This window comes from Paenibacillus sp. Negev47 (genome assembly GCF_058313655.1).
Window position 1 is genome coordinate 1 of sequence record NZ_JBZFQG010000002.1, and the last position, 20235, is coordinate 20235.

Consider the following 20235-nt stretch of genomic DNA (forward strand, 5'->3'; position numbering starts at 1 on the left):
TCTTCCGCGCATAGTGCGGTGCATTGATCTATGCCAATGTCATTGGTTCCGATCTGGGTCCCAAAATGACCCCGATTGGATCACTTGCCACATTGCTGTGGCTGCACGTGTTGTCCCGCAAAGGTGTGAAGATAACATAGAAGAAACAAGTCTCTTTCTCCATTAAAGAATTTACATCAGGTCAGCCTATTATAGGGCTAGCCTTCTTTGCCTACACCTCAGGCAGGAGATTGAAATGCCTGAGATCCAACGAGCGCTGACACAGCGAAGGGAACGGAACGATTGTGGAAAAGCGAAGCGTTCGCCTTTATCCCCGGATGTATTCCTTGGGAATAGTAAATCATATAGATACGGGGATAACAGCGATTGAAACATCGTCCGTTCCCGAAGCGGCCACTTCAGCGCAAAGTGAATCCCAAATATTTCAAAATGCTGCCGACATTTTTAACATTGCGTTTACAAAACACTGATTTTAAGATGACATACTGAAACTACAATGAGTAAAGAGTTGATGGTGAACAAACAAATTCACAAAACGCCATCACTACATTGGGGGAGGAAAACAAAACATGTTTAAAAAGTTGCCGTTTATTTTGATGACCTTAACGTTCGTACTGGTACTCGCAGCATGCGGATCGAAGAATGACGCTGGTACAGAGGGTGCCGCAAGCAATGGATCGGGAGAAGCTGCTACTGAGCTTAGCGGTAACATTCTGGCAGTCGGATCGACAGCATTGCTACCTCTGGTAGAACAAGCTGGACAGAAATTTATGGCAGTTGATGAATATAAGAACGTAACGGTTCAAGTTCAAGGTGGCGGTAGTGGTACTGGTTTGACACAAGTATCTGACGGACAAGCTACAATCGGTAACTCTGATGTATTTGCAGAAGAGAAGCTGGAGGACGAAGCCAAAGTAAAAGAACTGGTTGACCATCAAGTAGCGGTTGTAGCTATGGCACCAGTTAGCAACAAAGATACAGGTGTAGAAGATTTGACGAAGCAACAACTGATCGACATTTTCTCCGGTAAAGTAACGAACTGGAAAGACGTTGGTGGTGCGGATCAAGCAATCGTTATTGTAAACCGTCCGGGTAGTTCAGGTACTCGCGCGACATTTGAGAAGTATGCACTTGGTGCAAAAATGGATGATATCCCAGGTTCAATTCAAGAAGATTCTTCTGGTAACGTAAGAAAATTGGTAGCTGAAACACCAGGTGCTATTGGTTACCTTGCCTTGTCTTACTTGGATGACAGCTTGCAAGTGTTGAAATACGAAGGTGTAGAAGCAACAGTTGAGAACGTAGAAGCAGGAACTTACCCAGTATGGGCTTACGAGCACATGTATACGAAAGGTAAGCCAGATGCAGCAACACAAGCATTCTTGGACTACATCTTGAGTGACGAAATTCAACAAAATGACGTGACAGAACTTGGATACATTCCAATGTCAGGTATGAAAGTAAAACGCGATGCAGCAGGTAATGTGATTCAATAATCTTTGAACTTGCGCATACGGCGAAAGAGGCGGACTTAGGTCCCGCCTCTTTACGCGGTTTGCTCTGAAATAATCCCATATTTTGCATTAATTCTACTATAGAAGGATGGTTGTTATGGAACAGACCGAAGGGGGAACGGTAATGAATAACAAGTTGAAACCGCGCCGGCCCTTAAAAGAGAAACATTATTGGGAAGAGTGGACGGGACGGATCTATACGTCGATTTGTGTCGTTTTCCTGATCGTTGTCATGTTTTCCATTGTTTATTTTGTAGCGTCCAAGGGACTATCAACATTTTTCCAAAATGGAATAAGCATAAGTGAATTTCTTGGTGGGAAAACGTGGAATCCAACTGGAGAACCTGCTTTCTACGGGGCATTGCCGTTCATTACAGGTTCTTTCATTACAACCTTGCTTGCAGCAGTGATCGCAAGTCCGCTTGGCTTGTGTGCAGCACTCTTCATGACAGAAATTGTCCCGGGTAAAGGGAAAAAGATATTGCAACCTGCGATTGAGCTCTTGTCTGGAATTCCGTCCGTTGTGTACGGATTTATCGGTCTGAGTGTTATCGTACCCTTACTGCGCAGTATCTTTGGTGGGACAGGCGTCGGGATTGCAGCCGGATGTCTTGTTCTCGCTGTAATGATTCTTCCTACGGTGACAAGTATTATGGCAGATGCATTGTCCGCTTTGCCAAAAGGATTGCGTGAATCCTCGTACGCACTGGGTGCCACTCGCTGGCAAACCATCTACCGTGTCATTATTCCAACGACCTTGCCTGCTTTGTTGACAGGTGTCGTTTTGGGTATGGCCCGTGCTTTTGGTGAGGCACTTGCTGTGCAGATGGTTATCGGTAATGCACCGCATGTTCCAACATCCTTGCTCGAATCGGCTTCAACATTAACAAGTGTAATTACACTCAGCATGGGTAACACCACGATGGGTTCTGTTCATAACAATGCACTGTGGAGTATGGCGCTTGTCCTGCTGGTGATGACATTTGTCTTCGTCATTCTGGTTCGCCTGCTTGAAAGGAGGAACCGGGTATGAAAATGAAGGCAAAGACGGTAGATAAAGTTGCAACATCCGTTATCGTTGTATTGGCCCTGTTCATTGTTATTCTATTGCTCGGTCTGCTTGGATTCATCATGTTTAGAGGAATTGGACATATTAGCTGGAACTTCCTGACAAGCGCACCACAGTTGCTTAAGGGTGGCGGCGGAATTGGTCCACAGCTCTTTAACTCCGTATTCTTGCTAATTCTGACCTTGATTGTTACCATTCCACTCGGATGGGGCGGTGGGATTTACATGGCGGAATACGCCAAACCAGGCAGGATCACCAGCTTCATTCGTCTGGTCGTTGAAGTATTGTCATCATTCCCTTCCATCGTTATCGGTTTGTTTGGACTCTTATTGCTTGTAAATACATTTGGTCTTGGTTTCTCCCTGATCTCGGGTGCCTTGGCTCTGGCGATCTTTAACTTGCCACTGATGGTACGGACAACGGAGCAGGCTTTTCGGGCCGTTCCGAAGGAACAGAAGGAAGCAGGTCTGGCGCTCGGGTTGTCCAAGTGGAAGATTATCACTTCCATTCTGCTGCCTGTAGCATTGCCGAGCTTGATTACGGGTACGATCCTGGCTTCCGGCCGGATCTTCGGTGAAGCAGCCGCGCTGATGTTCACCGCAGGTATGAGTAGTCCACCATTGGACTTTACAGATTGGAATCCGACGAGTCCAAGATCACCGCTTAATCCTTTCCGTCCGGCAGAGACACTTGCTGTCCATATCTGGAAAGTGAACAGTGAAGGCATTGGGCCAGATTCCAAAGAAGTGGCAGCAGGGGCATCCGCCGTGCTTGTCATTCTCGTACTGGCGTTCAATCTAAGTGCACGCTGGATCGGCCGGGTTGTATTCCGCCGTATGACAGCTTCGAAATAAGGAGGAACCAACATGGCCATACCTTTTGGTACGGAACAGTTAAGCATATATTATGGACATTTCCAGGCGGTCAAGCAGATCAGCCTGACGTTTCCCGAAGCAAGCGTAACGGCTCTTATTGGACCGTCTGGTTGCGGTAAATCCACGTTCCTCCGGTCGCTTAACCGGATGAACGACGAGATTGCCGGTTCCCGTACAGAGGGACATATCTGGATGGACGGTAACGATCTGAATGAGCCTGGAACCGATGTAATCAAGCTTCGCCAGAAGATTGGCATGGTGTGGCAGAAGCCGAATCCTTTTCATAAGTCCATCTACAACAATATCGCGTTTGGCCCCCGCTACCGCGGTACGAAGAGTAAGAAGGCACTGGATGAAATTGTGGAAAAAAGCTTGCGTCGTGCTGCGCTCTGGGATGAAGTGAAGGACAGACTGCATGAGTCAGCTCTGTCTCTCTCTGGCGGACAACAGCAGCGTTTATGTATCGCTCGCGCTTTGTCTGTTGAACCACAGATTCTGCTGCTCGATGAGCCGGCATCTGCCCTTGATCCAGTCTCCACGGGTAAGGTTGAGGAATTGATTACCGAGCTTAAGAAAGATCTGCGGATCGTCATTGTTACCCATAACATGCAGCAGGCGGCACGTATCTCGGATTACACGGCTTATTTCTATCTGGGAAGTATGGTTGAGCACGGGGATACAGAGCACATTTTCACGAACCCGGACAATCGCCTGACGCAAGAATACATTATGGGACGTTTCGGTTAATTGGATCATGGAGTGTAACATAGAGTAATAGAGATAAAGAAATAAATAGAGATAAAAGAAAGCACAATGCCTGGACGGTTGTTCGGGGGTTGTGCTTTTTTTAATTTATAACTTTGGGAGAATTTTCTGTCTGCGGAATAAACATTATGCTACGATATTTAGTGTGAGGAGAACGTTTACATAACTCCGAAGGAGATGTTGATAATCACTACGGATAAGATGTCTTATGACCACATGGCAACTGATATCATACAGAACTACACGATTGAAAAACCTGTCGTTTCCTATATTCGTCACAACGAGAATCTGACGTATCATGTCGTGGATGAAGCGAGCGGACAGAAGTATCTGCTGCGTATACATCAAGCCGCATATGCAAGTATGTCAGGGATTCAACATACGCTTCCTGCACTGGAAGCGGAGATGAACATGCTCTACGAATTAAACGAAACCACAGCATTGCGTGTGCAGTACCCTGTACGAAATGCATCAGGCGAATGGGTAACGGTATGGACAAGTGAAGCGGGGGAAGAGATCTGTTGTACGGTACTGGAGTGGATTGAGGGCAGGGACATCCAGCAGGGAGAGCGCCTGACAACAGAGCAAATCAATGACCTGGGTACTCAATTGCAGACGCTTCATCAATGGGGTCGTGTACAGGAAACATCTGAAGAGGCTTGGGGTACGGATGAAAGCACCGGGATGAGTGGAGTTCAACAAGGGGACAGCGGGCAATGGCAAACAGCTCAGATGGCTGTTCGCCCAGCCTACGGAAGCATCCAAGAAAATAATGTGATGCTGGAGCAACTGAAGGAAGGCGTCAGACTTGGGATTTTTACCACAGAAGACTTTGATCTGCTTCGAGAGACGTTCGAGAACATTAATGAGCAGTTAGCAACGTACCCGCAGCATGCGGAGACATGGGGAGTCATTCATGGCGATATTACCCGCAATAATCTGCTGATAACAGATCAGGGGATATCTATGATTGATTTTTGTCTATACGGGTATGGGTACTATCTTTTTGATGCTGGAGGAGCAGCACTTATGTTTAACCGGGAGGAGCGTGAACAGTTTCTATCTGGTTACACGAAACAGAGTGCACCGCTAACGGATCGGGATATCCGGTTAATGGAAGGGTTCATGTTGTTCTTTACACTGGGTTATTATGCCTTTCAGATGGCGAATGAATCGAGACACGATTGGATGAAAGACCGCATGCCGAAGCTGTGCAGCAAGTATTGTAGACCCTATGTACAGAACGAGAGCATCTTCTATGAGTTATGAGGTGTTTCCTTTTTGAGGAGCTATAACTTAGGATTAAGATTGTGGTATTACCTGGGCGTCCTGAACAATCGGAGTGCTCTTTTTGCATGCATTAGATAACGATCGTAATGGACATTTATGAAGAAAGTATAAACTCTGCGGAGAGCCAACATTTCTTAGCTACAATACAGTCATAGGAGGATGAAGCAGCGATGAGAGACAGCGAGAATATATTGCTGGTGGAGGATGATCCGGAGATTGCCCGAATTTTGAGAGATCATCTACGTCATGAGGGTTATGGGGTAACTTGGGCATCAAGCGGTTTGGAGAGCTGGGAAGACTTTAGGGAGGGGACCTATCAATTAGTCCTGCTGGATCTGATGCTGACGGATTACTTCAACGGACTTGAAGAGCGGTTTATGCCCATTATAGAAGCCTATTGGCAAGAGGATGGGGCAGATGTAGAACTATATTGGACTGTTATGGAAAGACAAGGTATAGAAAGCCACTGTGCGGATCTGATGCTCTTTAATCAGTATTTATGGCGTAAAGCCAGAGAGCTGGAAGAAAATGAATTGGCAAATCTTAAGCGAATCGATCAGGTTTATGAGATGATCAAGGGCGCCAATTGCCCCGGCTGCGTTTGGTTCTTCTCTGGAACCCGAAGATTATGGAAAAACATTAGCTGCTAAGTTGGTTGCTGGCGATGATGCGATTGCTCTATGGAATGATTTATCTGAAAATGATAAAGAAGCTGTCCGTGATTTTGCTGATAAGGGTGTTCCTTCAGTTGAAAAATTTGCCCAAGCAAATCTGTCTCAATCTACTCTTCAAAAGAATATTTCCGTTCTTTCTGAAGACCAGAGACTGGCTGTGCTCATTAATCTTATCCACGTTGGATATAATGAGACAACAAGCAGCCCCATTTCTACCCTTGCAACGGGCTATTCGGCAACGAAAACATATACAGCAACTAACGTTTTTGGCGGTACACTATATACACTTACACATAAGATCGCTTGGAACTCAGATGGAAGCTTTGTTGTATCTCCTGCTCCTTCGAGAACGATTACTCCGTCCACACACACAATTGGTTGGTCATATGAAGGGGCTACAGCTGATGATCAACGTGGCGGCGTAGGATACAATTTTTATGAATCTAACGTGGTTGGAAATTTCAAACTGACTGTTGTGTATGATGTACAAAATGTCTACCCAAGAATTTTCCTTAAAGGATGGGCTAACGGGACATTTGACTTCTCAGTTAGTGGTTAATTTACTAATTATTGTAACATTTTTCGCCCCGATACGTATAAAACTATAAGTGTAATGAAGTTTTGGGCGGAAGGAGGGGCGAAATGAATTTAATTGGTTTCTTATTGCTTGCTGCTGCGCTGGTTCTATTTTTTTCAAGTAACAGTAAGCTAAAACGTTATGTTGCTTATGGTCTTGCAAGCGTTGCAGTAGTGACACTCGTGACAACTGGTCTTTTGATGGAAACAGGATCGAAGTCTAAGGAAGTTCAAGGTTTCGGTGAGAAGGCTACAGTAGTTGAACAAGTCGATACTGGTGAACAACATAAGTAGCCTACTAGCAAAAAGAAGGTTGACGTTTTTTTCGTTAACCTTCTTTTTTCGTTCAGAAAAAGCTTGCTCGTTGGTGGTAACACGATCTTGAGGATGTTTATCATAGTCCGTAAAGGGTATACAAAAGGGATCGTCAGCATATCTGCAACGATCCTTTTTGTATACCTACTCTGACGCTGGTAAATAACGAAATCAGTTTAGAGTCTAAGATTTCTATTATATTACGTACTAAAGTTCTTCCTTCGTATTTGCAAGTTTAACAGAAAGCAATCCTGACATGTTACCGCCGTTTTTAGTGCTAATGCTAACCCAGTGAGTACCAGTTGCCCATGGTTTCGTTCCATATTCAGTCCAAGATGCCCCAGGAGCTACAGAGAACGACATTTTTTGAGTACCAGACAGAGTACTTTGAGTAACTCGGACAGTTAAGGTTTCTTTAGATGTATTTTGAACCCAAACTTTGACCCATCCAAAATTTGCTTGGATATTGAAACTCTTCGTGTAGCTACTTCCGGAAATTTGTGAATTCACAATCTCATTATCAACTGCCATTGGGGTAATGATGCTTTCCCCTTGTGTAGATGTAGTAGTTACTGATGAGTCCACTACATTATTTGTTGGTGCAGCAGATGCAACTGTGACAGCTGCTACCAAGGATAATGCCGACAAACCTACGAACAAAGTGTTTTTTTTCATAATTATAACCCCTCTTATTTCAATATATACATAAAATTAGCTTTATTAATTTACCATAAGTTACATGTATATACTAGAAGGAGATAATTCCAATTTAAAATTTCGTCGGCGGTTAGCAATTTTCCTGTTCTCTACCGTCCGCAAAGGTATATCTTTAGGGACTACTTAAAACAACACATTCTTCCTTCCTTAAAGGTATTGTTTTTCATTTTAAAACGTTTATTATATATTCAACACCTTTTTAAACTTTTGGTAATTAAGTTCATTGAAACAAATTATTATCGTAGTAGCATTTAAAAAAACTGACCTAAACAAAAAAACTATAAAATGAAGTGAATAATAACATTTTTGTGAGGTGAAATGGTTATGGAAAAGGTATTTGGTATTGTCGGTGGTCTGATTAGTATTCTTATCTTTATTTTAGTTAGTATTAATCCTAATTCAAATGGAATTTCAACCATTATTTTGGTTGTTGGTTTACTAATTCCATCCTGTGGTGTGATATATGCTTCTTTAACTCAACGAAGTTTATTATTAATGTTTTCTGTGATTTGGTCTTTACCATTAAGTCTTTATATTTCTTCAGGTGAAGGAGTTTTCAAGTATACTTGGATTACTATTGTTTTATGTTTAATCAGCTTTGTATTGATACTAATAAAAAAGAGACCAGGCAACTGATAAACTGTACCCTATAGAGTAGACACTTTAAAAAAGTCTCTCTATGGGGTACTTTTGTTGTATACCATGAACGAGACGAGGACGGAGAACGATTAATGAGTAAGAAAACATTTACAACACGCGAAGTAGAGCAATTTGCTACAAATCCCTATGTGAAGTCTGTTTCGACCAAGGGAATCACTTATACGGACGAGTTCAAACAACTCTTTATTACATTAAATCAGCAAGGAAGGCTGCCTAGAGAGATCTTTGAGACTTGTGGATTTGACGTTCAGATCATTGGAATGACTCGGGTCAAAGCCGCAGCTGACCGATGGAGAGCCAGTTACAACGAGCAAGGGGCTCTAGGCTTACAAGATACACGAGGCAAACATTCAGGAGAGTCTCTAAAACGAGAGTTAACCTTGGCAGAAAAGAACGCGAAACTCGAAGCACAGATTCACCTGCTCCAAGCAGAGAATGAACTCTTAAAAAAGATTCGCCTGGCCGAACGGGGGTGGAACCACGAGTAAAACTAACGCCTGGTCTTCGATACAGGTTAATCCGAACCGTGATTGAGAAATACCATCTTCAGCGAATGGTAAGTGTTCTGTGTGAGACTGCCGGGGTCTCCAAAAGCGGATATTACCGATACTGGAGCACTTCAGCCATTCACAGCCGCACGAAGAAGGAACAGGTTGATGAGGAAATAGGTGTGTACATCCGTCAAGCCTTCCAGTTTAAGAAACGTAACAAGGGCGCTCGCTCCATTAAGATGACGCTGCAAGGACAATTTCAGATCATCTGGAATCTCAAGCGCATCCGAAGAATCATGAAAAAATACGATATTGTATGTCCTCATCGACGAACTAATCCCTACAAACGAATGATGAAGGCAACCCATGAACATCGAACCATGCCTAACCTGTTACAACGCAACTTCAAACAAGGCATCCCGGGCAAAGTACTTCTAACAGATATTACATACTTAAGTTACGGCCAAGGGAAACGCGCCTATCTGTCCACCATCAAGGATAGTTCAACCAATGAAATTTTGGCTTATCATGTGTCGGAGCGAATGACGATGGATCTGGCGACAAACACGTTGCTCCACTTACAGAAAAATCGCAAATTCAAGAAGAGTCATGATGCCTTCATTCATTCCGATCAAGGTACGCACTACACTCATCCAGATTTTCAGAAGAAAGTGAAACGGATGGGGCTTGGGCAATCCATGTCCAGACGAGGAAATTGTTGGGATAACGCACCACAGGAGTCGTTTTTCGGTCATTTTAAGGACGAAACTTCCTTAAAGAGCTATGCCACGTTAGACGAAGTCAAACGAGAAGTTAAATCCTATATGACCTACTATAATCACTATAGATACCAGTGGAACCTAAAAAGGATGACCCCTGTACAATACAGAGATCATCTTCTTGAAGCCGTATAGTTTTTTTTAGAAATGTCCTTTACATAGGGTACAGTTTATAGTGTGGGTTGCCTTTGGTGTGTTGGGATATCTCTTATTACAGCATATCGTTATCGATAATACGCCAATGGTGCTTAAGCAGGGATTCCAGTTGTAACTTATCCTTGGCTCTAAACGCATTTAAAATTTGACGGTGCTCTTCATTGACTTCGAGCAGTACCTCAGACAGCTTTGGCTTATTATCACTAACATATGACTGCCGGATGAAGCTGTTCTTCAATGTGTTTAACATCTCAATTACTGTGGCGTTACCACATCGCTGGATGTACAGGTTATGGAACTGGTATTGGTTCTTGTTATAAGCAGCAAGATCAAGTTGGCTAATATCCTCGTCCATTCGAACAACCAGAGTTTCCATCTCCATCAGTTCGGACGGTTTGAGGTGATCAGCTGCGAGTGTGGCAGCAAGTGCCTCCAGTACACCGATTGCCTGGGAGAACTCCAGTTTTTTGCCTGCATCAAAAGGAGTGACAATAAATCCCCTGCGTGGGATGTATTGCAGCAGATTGTCCGAAGCCAGCTGGAAAAGCGCCTCCCGGGTAGGCGTGCGACTGATGTCCAGCTTTTTGCATATCTCGGCCTCGTTGATCTTCTGATTGGGAAGTAGCGTCCCGTCCTGAATCTTCTGGGCAATGTAATCGTATACGTGATCTTTCAAGGACCGGTATTTGGGTACCTCCATACCGAATCCTCCTTTCTATGTATAGTGATGATTGGGTGGGTGTGGGCCGTACTGTGCGCGCCGTTCAGGAGTTTCAAGTTTTTATCATCTTAACACCGAGGTGGGAAGTTGGGCAAGCAGACTTCATGTTTCAACCGATGTAAGTGCTGTGTTATATATAGCATATTTTATGGAATTAGAGCGTATAATTGTTTAAAAAATGATTGTGATAAACCAGACTGATTGTTAGTATTACTTACATATAAGACCATATATTGTCTTATGTATATTGTATACAAATTAATTATGCTACTCATTCAAAAAAGAATAGGGGTATGATGTGTGAAAAAAGTACTGTTGCCAATGATGCTGTTGTTAGTGATTGTGATCATGTCCGCTTGCGGGCAGGAAAAAACGACAGGAACCGGATCGGAATCTGCTTCATCCTCGGGAAGTAGCTCTACGGAAAAGGAAATAATCGTGCTTGGAACCAGTGCGGACTATGCACCCTATGAATTTCATAAGAAAATTGATGGTAAAGATACCATCGTAGGTTTTGACATCGAGATTGCCAAAGCGATTGCGGCTGATATGGGAGCTGAATTGAAGATTGAGGACATGGACTTTGACGGCCTTCTTATGGCCCTTGGTACGGATAAAGTCGATTTTGTAATATCGGGCTTAACCCCTACCGAGGAACGCAAGAAGAACGTTGATTTTACAGATATCTACTATTATGCAGAACAGGCTGTACTCGTTAGAGAAGGCGAAGATGCGGCATTGAAGTCCATGGATGATCTCTCGGGCAAGCAGGTTGGCGTACAGAAGAGTTCCATTCAGGAAGGGATCGCTCAGGAAATAGGGGGGGCAAAGCTCACTTCTCTCGCCAAAATACCTGAACTGATTCTGGAATTGCAGACGGGGCGCGTAGACGCACTTATTCTGGAGAAGCCGGTGGCGGAGCAGTATGTGAGCAACCAAAAGGGGCTTGTTGTTGCGGGTGTAGAGATTGCACAGGCTGAAGATGAGGGTGGTTCGGCCATCGCGGTGAAGAAAGGTAATCAGAAGCTGCTGGATCAGATCAACACTACATTGGAAAAGCTCAAATCGAATGGAGATATTGAACGTTTTGTCGTTGAAGCGAATGAGATGCTCGGTGAATAAAACGGACGAGTGAGGGATATGCCGTGAATTTAGATTTTTCCTTTCTATCAGAGCATTGGCAGGATTATGCACGAAGTGCGTGGGTTACACTTGAGCTTTCCTTCTTCGGTGTATTGTTTGGTACGTTGCTTGGTGTGATCATGGCACTAATGCGGATATCACGAGTATGGCCAATTAGATATGTGGCATCGGCGTATATTGAACTCATTCGAGGGACGCCGATGCTGGTACAGATTCTTATTATTCATTATGGTCTGACGGTTATAGGTGTGAACTTGCCGGCATTTATGTCGGGGGTGGTGGCTCTAACTATGAATAGCTCAGCTTATATGGCGGAGGTGTTCAGGGCCGGGATTCAAGCGATTGATAAAGGACAGACGGAAGCTTCGCGCTCCCTTGGCATGACGCATGGTATGACACTTCGCTACATTATACTGCCACAGGCTTTTCGTAACATGCTCCCAGCGATCGGCAATGAATTCATTATTATCATTAAAGATTCTTCGCTAGTCTCCATGATCGGCATAGCCGAGATTATATACACGGCCAGAACGGTTCAGGGAGTTACGTTCCAGCCCCTTGCTCCGCTGCTTGTTGCCGCCGGACTCTACTTTATAATCACATTTACACTGGCCAACTTGCTCTCCTGGTTGGAACGTAAACTGTCTACTTCTCGATAACTATGGATTAAGGATTCGATTCGAAGAAGAGCTGGGAGTAGGCTACTGTGGAAATAGTGGGATATAGTCGTAAATGGCGGTGGTATCGCATACATTGATATTGTATTTTGTATACAATATTTTGGAAAGGTGTTGGGCGTGTATGTCAGATTCCAAAATGTTAATTGATTGGTCGGAGCGTTATGCTGCACCTAATTATCATCCACTCCCTATTGTTATTGAACAGGCGGAAGGAGTATGGGTAGAAGATCCTGAAGGCCGCCGTTATATGGATATGTTAAGTGCATACTCTGCATTGAATCATGGTCACAGACATCCTGTGATTATACAGGCGCTCAAGGATCAGGCAGATCAGGTTACGCTGACATCAAGGGCATTCCATAGTTCTTCAGCTTCTCTTTTCTATCAGAAACTCTCACAGTTCACAGGGAAATCCAAGATTCTTGCCATGAATACAGGAGCGGAAGCAGTGGAGACTGCGGTAAAGGCGGTGCGCCGGTGGGCTTATCGTTGTAAAGGTGTGCCGGAGAACCAGGCCGAAATCATCGTATGTTCTGGTAACTTTCACGGAAGAACTTTGACGGTTACGTCCTTTTCTTCTTCAGCGGAGTATAAAAAAAATTTTGGACCGTTTACACCTGGATTCCGAATTATCCCTTATGGAGACATTGAAGCACTGAAACAAGCCATTACACCGAATACGGCTGGCTTTCTTGTTGAGCCCATTCAGGGTGAAGCTGGAATTGTTATCCCGCCCGATGGATATCTGGCTGAAGCTTTTGCATTGTGCAAACAACAGCAGGTGCTGACTGTATCTGATGAGATCCAGACCGGTTTTGGAAGAACGGGTCGCCGTTTTGCCTCTGACTGGGAAGGTGCTGAACCAGATATCTGGATTATGGGCAAGGCGCTGGGAGGAGGAGTCATGCCAATCTCGGCTATCGCTGCTAATGCGGAGATACTGGATTTGTTTGAGCCTGGGTCTCATGGTTCTACGTTTGGCGGGAATCCACTCGCCTGCGCCGTGGCTGTAGCGGCTCTGAAAGTCCTTGAAGATGAGAAGCTCGCCGAGCAATCGGAGCATCTGGGCAACTATTTTATGAAAAGACTTCGTGATATTCGCAGTTCGGCTATAAAGGATATTCGGGGTAGAGGTTTATTTATTGGGGTTGAGTTGTATGGATCAGCACGTCCCTATTGCGAACGTTTGATGTCTGCTGGACTGCTGTGCAAAGAAACCCATGAGACTACCATTCGGTTTGCTCCACCACTAACGATTAAAGAGTCCGAGATTGACTGGGCATTGGAGAGAATTGAGTTGGTTTTGACAACCAATGAAGGAGCTAACCTACATGAAAAATGATGATGATGTTCTTGATGGCATACAAGATACTTCTATTAATACAAGTCATACTTCTGTTCGGCGCAATGTTGCCATCATTAAGGTTCCTTTCGGACTCGGTGGAGCGAGAGGCGGTGCAGAGTTGGGGCCCGATGAATTAATTACAGCTGGACTGAAGCGGGAGATCGCGAGCCTGGGGCTAGTGCTTTCCAAAGAAGTGCGGGTAGAGTGTGCAACTGATCCGTCTGTCCCTGCTGAGCGTAATCGCGTGAAATATTTAAACGAAGTACGTCAGGTCAGCGAGAATGTGTTTAATGAAGTATCTGTTGCGGTAGAGGAGGGGGCCTTTCCGCTTGTGCTTGGAGGAGATCATAGTGTAGCGATAGGTACTTTCGCCGGATTAACTGCGCATTATTCTAATCTGGGGGTGATCTGGTTTGATGCGCACGCAGACTTGAATACGGAAGAACGAAGCTTGTCCGGTAACATGCATGGGATGAGTGTGGCTGCTTCTTTGGGTCATACTGCATATAACCTGTCTCACATTGCTGGAGCAGGCGAATTTATAGATCCATCCAACTTGGTCTATATTGGTCTGCGTGATCTGGATGAGTATGAGAAGGAACAGATTAAGGGACTGGGCATCCAAGCATTTACGATGCATGATATTGATAGAATGGGTATACAACGAGTTATAGAGCAAGCAATAGCTATAGCTGGAGAAGGAACGGACGGTATTCATGTCAGCTTTGACATGGATTGTCTGGATCCGCGTGAAGCTCCGGGGGTGGGCACACCTGTACCGGGTGGTTTGAATTACCGAGAGGCGCATTACGCATTAGAGCTACTTGCTTCCACGAATCAAGTTACGTCCATGGAACTGGTTGAGGTGAACCCATTGCTTGATCACAATAGACATACGGCGAGACTTGGGGTAGAACTGATCGCTTCGCTACTTGGTAAGCGGATTTTGTAAGCACTGAGAAGAGAAGCTGGTTGTGCTTGTAGTTCCCTGAGGTGTGATAGTCTTCTTTATATAGAAGAAAAGAGAAAAAGAGATTTCCGAAAACCAGGGCTAGTCACAATGTATGTCCTCTAAAATCGTAGTGGATGTGGCTTCCCTGGTTAAGTTTATTGGATAAGTATAATAGCAGCTCGTAATAAAGATGCTGAGGTTATTGATAGTGCCGGGGTGACAGATTCCATATTGGGCGGATGAAGCAGGTTATTTTCTTTATCAAAAAAAGACTTGCATTGTAAATCTGTACATGGTATATTCTAATTCCGGCCAAGAAAACACGGTTCACACGGTGCGGCAAGCGAATGAAATAAGCTTCGAAAGAAACTTAAAAAAAGAGCTTGCTAAGTTGGTTCGGATATGATAAGATATAAAAGTTGCTGAAGAGAACGACATTCGGTAACAGCACAAGTTTGATCTTTGAAAACTGAACAACGAGTGAGTAAACATTCTGCTTGCAGAATGAACGCGAAAGTTTGAAACAAGCCTCGGCTTGGATCGACTGGAGCACAAATGAGATTTTCAATCTCGTCAGATTCAAAATGAGCTTATCGCTCTTTTCAAATATTTGAGATGAATTTCATAGCGTTTAACCACGTTACTGAAATTCATCTTTATTGGAGAGTTTGATCCTGGCTCAGGACGAACGCTGGCGGCATGCCTAATACATGCAAGTCGAGCGGACTTGATGAGAAGCTTGCTTCTCTGATGGTTAGCGGCGGACGGGTGAGTAACACGTAGGCAACCTGCCCTCAAGTTTGGGACAACTACCGGAAACGGTAGCTAATACCGAATAGTTGTTTTCTTCGCCTGAAGAGAACTGGAAAGACGGAGCAATCTGTCACTTGGGGATGGGCCTGCGGCGCATTAGCTAGTTGGTGAGGTAACGGCTCACCAAGGCGACGATGCGTAGCCGACCTGAGAGGGTGATCGGCCACACTGGGACTGAGACACGGCCCAGACTCCTACGGGAGGCAGCAGTAGGGAATCTTCCGCAATGGGCGAAAGCCTGACGGAGCAATGCCGCGTGAGTGATGAAGGTTTTCGGATCGTAAAGCTCTGTTGCCAGGGAAGAACGCTTGGGAGAGTAACTGCTCTCAAGGTGACGGTACCTGAGAAGAAAGCCCCGGCTAACTACGTGCCAGCAGCCGCGGTAATACGTAGGGGGCAAGCGTTGTCCGGAATTATTGGGCGTAAAGCGCGCGCAGGCGGTCATTTAAGTCTGGTGTTTAATCCCGGGGCTCAACCCCGGATCGCACTGGAAACTGGGTGACTTGAGTGCAGAAGAGGAGAGTGGAATTCCACGTGTAGCGGTGAAATGCGTAGATATGTGGAGGAACACCAGTGGCGAAGGCGACTCTCTGGGCTGTAACTGACGCTGAGGCGCGAAAGCGTGGGGAGCAAACAGGATTAGATACCCTGGTAGTCCACGCCGTAAACGATGAGTGCTAGGTGTTAGGGGTTTCGATACCCTTGGTGCCGAAGTTAACACATTAAGCACTCCGCCTGGGGAGTACGGTCGCAAGACTGAAACTCAAAGGAATTGACGGGGACCCGCACAAGCAGTGGAGTATGTGGTTTAATTCGAAGCAACGCGAAGAACCTTACCAGGTCTTGACATCCCTCTGATCGGTACAGAGATGTATCTTTCCTTCGGGACAGAGGAGACAGGTGGTGCATGGTTGTCGTCAGCTCGTGTCGTGAGATGTTGGGTTAAGTCCCGCAACGAGCGCAACCCTTATATTTAGTTGCCAGCACTTCGGGTGGGCACTCTAGATAGACTGCCGGTGACAAACCGGAGGAAGGTGGGGATGACGTCAAATCATCATGCCCCTTATGACCTGGGCTACACACGTACTACAATGGCCGGTACAACGGGCTGCGAAATCGCGAGATGGAGCCAATCCCAACAAAGCCGGTCTCAGTTCGGATTGCAGGCTGCAACTCGCCTGCATGAAGTCGGAATTGCTAGTAATCGCGGATCAGCATGCCGCGGTGAATACGTTCCCGGGTCTTGTACACACCGCCCGTCACACCACGAGAGTTTATAACACCCGAAGTCGGTGGGGTAACCGCAAGGAGCCAGCCGCCGAAGGTGGGATAGATGATTGGGGTGAAGTCGTAACAAGGTAGCCGTATCGGAAGGTGCGGCTGGATCACCTCCTTTCTATGGAGAATCGTTTCCTGTAACGGAAACATTCAAATAAGCAGGTTCTTAGAACCTGCGACCGCAATTCATTTCGGTCCTTCACCTTGGTGTGGATGAAATGAAGAGCAAAACACTCACTCGTTGCTCAGTTTTGAGAGCTCAAACTCTCAAACAGCTTGCTTTTGCATGGAGCTTGTTCTTTGAAAACTAGATATCGAAACGAAAGTAAATGCGAATTAGAACATTCCTTTTTAGCTGAACTTGTGTAAACAAGTTTCAATAAAAACGGTAGTTAATTGCTTTTGCGATGGTATTGAATGGGAGTGACTTTTGGCTTTGCGCAAGCAAAACAAGGGAAGCGAGCAGTCAAAACCGGAGCAATATGGTTAAGCTACTAAGAGCACACGGAGGATGCCTAGGCGCTAGGAGCCGATGAAGGACGTGGCGAACAACGAAACTGCCTCGGGGAGCTGTAAGCAAGCTTTGATCCGGGGGTGTCCGAATGGGGAAACCCAGCTGGGGTAATTTCCAGTTACTCACAACTGAATACATAGGTTGTGCAGAGGCATACCAGGGGAACTGAAACATCTAAGTACCCTGAGGAAGAGAAAACAATAGTGATTCCGTCAGTAGCGGCGAGCGAACGCGGAGAAGCCCAAACCAGAGAGCTTGCTCTTTGGGGTTGTGGGACGTCTCACATGGAGTTACAAAGGAACCGGTTAAGCGAAGAGGTCTGGAAAGGCCCGCCAAAGAAGGTAAAAGCCCTGTAATTGAAAGTTGGTTCCCTCCGAGACGGATCCCGAGTAGTGCGGGGCACGTGAAACCCCGTATGAATCCGGCAGGACCATCTGCCAAGGCTAAATACTTCCTAGCGACCGATAGTGAAGCAGTACCGTGAGGGAAAGGTGAAAAGCACCCCGGAAGGGGAGTGAAATAGAACCTGAAACCGTGTGCTTACAAAAAGTCAGAGCCCGTTTTAGGGGTGATGGCGTGCCTTTTGTAGAATGAACCGGCGAGTTACGTTCCCGTGCAAGGTTAAGGTGAAGAGCCGGAGCCGCAGCGAAAGCGAGTCTGAATAGGGCGACTTAGTACGTGGACGTAGACCCGAAACCGGGTGATCTACCCCTGTCCAGGGTGAAGGTGCGGTAACACGCACTGGAGGCCCGAACCCACGCATGTTGAAAAATGCGGGGATGAGGTGGGGGTAGCGGAGAAATTCCAATCGAACTCGGAGATAGCTGGTTCTCCCCGAAATAGCTTTAGGGCTAGCCTCGGAAAACAGAGTCGTGGAGGTAGAGCACTGATTGGGTGCGGGGCCCGCAAGGGTTACCAAGCTCAGTCAAACTCCGAATGCCATAGACTTACTTCCGGGAGTCAGACAGTGAGTGCTAAGATCCATTGTCAAAAGGGAAACAGCCCAGACCATCAGCTAAGGTCCCCAAGTGTGTGTTAAGTGGGAAAGGATGTGGAGTTGCACAGACAACCAGGATGTTGGCTTAGAAGCAGCCATCATTTAAAGAGTGCGTAATAGCTCACTGGTCGAGTGACTCTGCGCCGAAAATGTAACGGGGCTAAACACACCACCGAAGCTATGGCTTGATACGATGTATCAGGGGTAGGGGAGCGTTGTATAAGGGTTGAAGGTGTACCGTAAGGAGCGCTGGACATTATACAAGTGAGAATGCCGGTATGAGTAACGAAAAGATCAGTGAGAATCTGATCCGCCGAAAGCCTAAGGGTTCCTGAGGAAGGCTCGTCCGCTCAGGGTAAGTCGGGACCTAAGGCGAGGCCGAAAGGCGTAGTCGAAGGACAACAGGTCGAAATTCCTGTACCACCGTAAGCCGTTATGAGCAATGGGGGGACGCAGTAGGGTAGTGACGCGGACTGATGGATGTCCGTCTAAGCAGTAAGGCTGATGTGTAGGCAAATCCGCACATTGTAAGGCTGAGCTGTGATGGGGAGTGAAAATTACAGTAGCGAAGGTCATGATCTCACACTGCCAAGAAAAGCCTCTAGCCAGGTGATGGTGCCCGTACCGCAAACCGACACAGGTAGGCGAGAAGAGTATTCTAAGGCGCGCGGAAGAACTCTCGTTAAGGAACTCGGCAAAATGACCCCGTAACTTCGGGAGAAGGGGTGCCCCGGTAGTGTGAATAGCACGAGGGGGCCGCAGTGAAAAGGCCCAAGCGACTGTTTAGCAAAAACACAGGTCTGTGCGAAGCCGTAAGGCGAAGTATACGGGCTGACGCCTGCCCGGTGCTGGAAGGTTAAGGGGAGTGGTTAGGGAGCAATCCCGAAGCTGTGAACCGAAGCCCCAGTAAACGGCGGCCGTAACTATAACGGTCCTAAGGTAGCGAAATTCCTTGTCAGGTAAATTCTGACCCGCACGAATGGCGTAACGACTTGGGCGCTGTCTCAACGAGAGATCCGGTGAAATTTTAATACCTGTGAAGATGCAGGTTACCCGCGACAAGACGGAAAGACCCCATGGAGCTTTACTGCAGCTTGATATTGAATTTGGGTACGATCTGTACAGGATAGGTGGGAGCCTTTGAAGCGTGAGCGCCAGCTTGCGTGGAGGCAACGTTGGGATACCACCCTGATCGTATCTAGGTTCTAACCTGGTACCGTAATCCGGTGCGGGGACAGTGTCAGGTGGGCAGTTTGACTGGGGCGGTCGCCTCCTAAAGAGTAACGGAGGCGCCCAAAGGTTCCCTCAGAATGGTTGGAAATCATTCGAAGAGTGCAAAGGCATAAGGGAGCTTGACTGCGAGACCTACAAGTCGAGCAGGGACGAAAGTCGGGCTTAGTGATCCGGTGGTACCGCATGGAAGGGCCATCGCTCAACGGATAAAAGCTACCCTGGGGATAACAGGCTTATCTCCCCCAAGAGTCCACATCGACGGGGAGGTTTGGCACCTCGATGTCGGCTCATCGCATCCTGGGGCTGAAGTAGGTCCCAAGGGTTGGGCTGTTCGCCCATTAAAGCGGTACGCGAGCTGGGTTCAGAACGTCGTGAGACAGTTCGGTCCCTATCTGTCGTGGGCGTAGGAAATTTGAGAGGAGCTGTCCTTAGTACGAGAGGACCGGGATGGACGTACCGCTGGTGTACCAGTTGTTCCGCCAGGAGCACCGCTGGGTAGCTATGTACGGAAGGGATAAACGCTGAAAGCATCTAAGCGTGAAGCCCCCCTCAAGATGAGATTTCCCAGTATGTAAGACCCCTTGAAGACGACGAGGTAGATAGGCTGGGGGTGGAAGTGCAGCAATGCATGGAGCTGACCAGTACTAATCGGTCGAGGGCTTATCCAATAGCAAGTTT

At 46.3% G+C, this 20235-nt stretch carries 16 protein-coding genes, 2 rRNA genes and 1 pseudogene; 17 read left to right on the forward strand and 2 right to left on the reverse strand.

What is annotated here, in order from left to right; translation table 11 throughout:
- Positions 1-20: 20 nt before the first annotated feature.
- The 9 genes and pseudogenes from AC4G47_RS31655 to AC4G47_RS31695 all read left to right on the forward strand — a co-directional run.
- Positions 21-137, forward strand: a pseudogene (locus tag AC4G47_RS31655) (ArsB/NhaD family transporter); the annotation flags it as partial.
- A gap of 432 nt (positions 138-569) precedes the next feature.
- A complete protein-coding gene (locus AC4G47_RS31660; protein ID WP_458125078.1) occupies positions 570-1496 on the forward strand; it encodes a phosphate ABC transporter substrate-binding protein in 927 nt (308 codons plus the stop codon).
- Positions 1497-1611: 115 nt separating this feature from the next.
- Positions 1612-2547, forward strand: coding sequence for a phosphate ABC transporter permease subunit PstC (gene pstC, locus AC4G47_RS31665; protein ID WP_458125079.1), 936 nt, complete (start codon positions 1612-1614; stop codon positions 2545-2547).
- 2 nt (positions 2548-2549) lie between these two features.
- Positions 2550-3437, forward strand: coding sequence for a phosphate ABC transporter permease PstA (gene pstA / locus AC4G47_RS31670; RefSeq protein ID WP_458127139.1), 888 nt, complete (start codon positions 2550-2552; stop codon positions 3435-3437).
- A gap of 12 nt (positions 3438-3449) precedes the next feature.
- Positions 3450-4205 carry a phosphate ABC transporter ATP-binding protein PstB gene (gene pstB, locus AC4G47_RS31675; RefSeq protein ID WP_145325655.1) on the forward strand — a complete coding sequence of 252 codons (756 nt, stop codon included), beginning with the start codon at positions 3450-3452 and terminating at the stop codon, positions 4203-4205.
- A 234-nt stretch (positions 4206-4439) separates the two neighbouring features.
- Positions 4440-5492, forward strand: a complete 1053-nt coding sequence (locus AC4G47_RS31680) for a phosphotransferase enzyme family protein (RefSeq protein WP_491104596.1) — start codon at positions 4440-4442, stop codon at positions 5490-5492.
- A 191-nt stretch (positions 5493-5683) separates the two neighbouring features.
- Positions 5684-6163: a response regulator gene (locus AC4G47_RS31685; RefSeq protein ID WP_491104597.1), complete on the forward strand. Its 480-nt coding sequence runs from the start codon at positions 5684-5686 to the stop codon at positions 6161-6163.
- A 1-nt stretch (position 6164) separates the two neighbouring features.
- Entirely contained in the window at positions 6165-6746 is a 582-nt protein-coding gene (locus AC4G47_RS31690) for a hypothetical protein (RefSeq protein WP_491104598.1), read from the forward strand.
- Between the two features lie 83 nt (positions 6747-6829).
- On the forward strand, positions 6830-7057 hold the full coding sequence (locus AC4G47_RS31695) for a hypothetical protein (protein ID WP_491104599.1): 228 nt from the start codon (positions 6830-6832) through the stop codon (positions 7055-7057).
- A gap of 228 nt (positions 7058-7285) precedes the next feature.
- On the opposite strand, the gene AC4G47_RS31700 is transcribed toward AC4G47_RS31695, so the two are convergent.
- A complete protein-coding gene (locus AC4G47_RS31700) occupies positions 7286-7753 on the reverse strand; it encodes a hypothetical protein (protein WP_491104600.1) in 468 nt (155 codons plus the stop codon).
- Between the two features lie 366 nt (positions 7754-8119).
- On the opposite strand from AC4G47_RS31700, the gene AC4G47_RS31705 reads away from it, so the two are divergent.
- On the forward strand, positions 8120-8431 hold the full coding sequence (locus AC4G47_RS31705; RefSeq protein WP_491104602.1) for a hypothetical protein: 312 nt from the start codon (positions 8120-8122) through the stop codon (positions 8429-8431).
- Positions 8432-8526: 95 nt separating this feature from the next.
- Positions 8527-9860, forward strand: a protein-coding gene (locus AC4G47_RS31710) for an IS3 family transposase (protein WP_491104448.1) whose coding sequence is annotated in 2 segments (ribosomal slippage) — positions 8527-8929 and positions 8929-9860 — 1335 coding nt in all. Because the reading frame shifts where the segments join, the coding sequence is not laid out codon by codon here.
- Between the two features lie 76 nt (positions 9861-9936).
- Here the strand turns inward: AC4G47_RS31710 and AC4G47_RS31715 are convergent.
- A complete protein-coding gene (locus tag AC4G47_RS31715) occupies positions 9937-10581 on the reverse strand; it encodes a GntR family transcriptional regulator (protein WP_491104449.1) in 645 nt (214 codons plus the stop codon).
- 321 nt (positions 10582-10902) lie between these two features.
- Between AC4G47_RS31715 and AC4G47_RS31720 the strand changes: the two genes are divergently transcribed.
- The 6 genes from AC4G47_RS31720 (at position 10903) to AC4G47_RS31745 (ending at position 20225) form a co-directional block, all read left to right on the forward strand.
- Positions 10903-11724: a transporter substrate-binding domain-containing protein gene (locus tag AC4G47_RS31720; protein ID WP_458124975.1), complete on the forward strand. Its 822-nt coding sequence runs from the start codon at positions 10903-10905 to the stop codon at positions 11722-11724.
- Between the two features lie 23 nt (positions 11725-11747).
- Complete coding sequence (locus AC4G47_RS31725; RefSeq protein ID WP_491104451.1) at positions 11748-12404, forward strand: amino acid ABC transporter permease; 657 nt, start codon at positions 11748-11750, stop codon at positions 12402-12404.
- A gap of 142 nt (positions 12405-12546) precedes the next feature.
- The gene (locus AC4G47_RS31730; protein WP_491104453.1) at positions 12547-13767 is read left to right on the forward strand and encodes an ornithine--oxo-acid transaminase; all 1221 of its coding nucleotides are present in this window, start codon (positions 12547-12549) and stop codon (positions 13765-13767) included.
- On the forward strand, positions 13757-14722 hold the full coding sequence (rocF, locus tag AC4G47_RS31735) for an arginase (protein ID WP_491104455.1): 966 nt from the start codon (positions 13757-13759) through the stop codon (positions 14720-14722). The genes AC4G47_RS31730 and rocF overlap by 11 nt, the downstream gene beginning before the upstream one ends.
- A 656-nt stretch (positions 14723-15378) precedes the next feature.
- A 16S ribosomal RNA gene (locus AC4G47_RS31740) occupies positions 15379-16931 on the forward strand.
- Between the two features lie 366 nt (positions 16932-17297).
- Positions 17298-20225, forward strand: a 23S ribosomal RNA gene (locus AC4G47_RS31745).
- Together the 16S and 23S rRNA genes form the textbook arrangement of a ribosomal RNA operon.
- Positions 20226-20235: the final 10 nt, after the last annotated feature.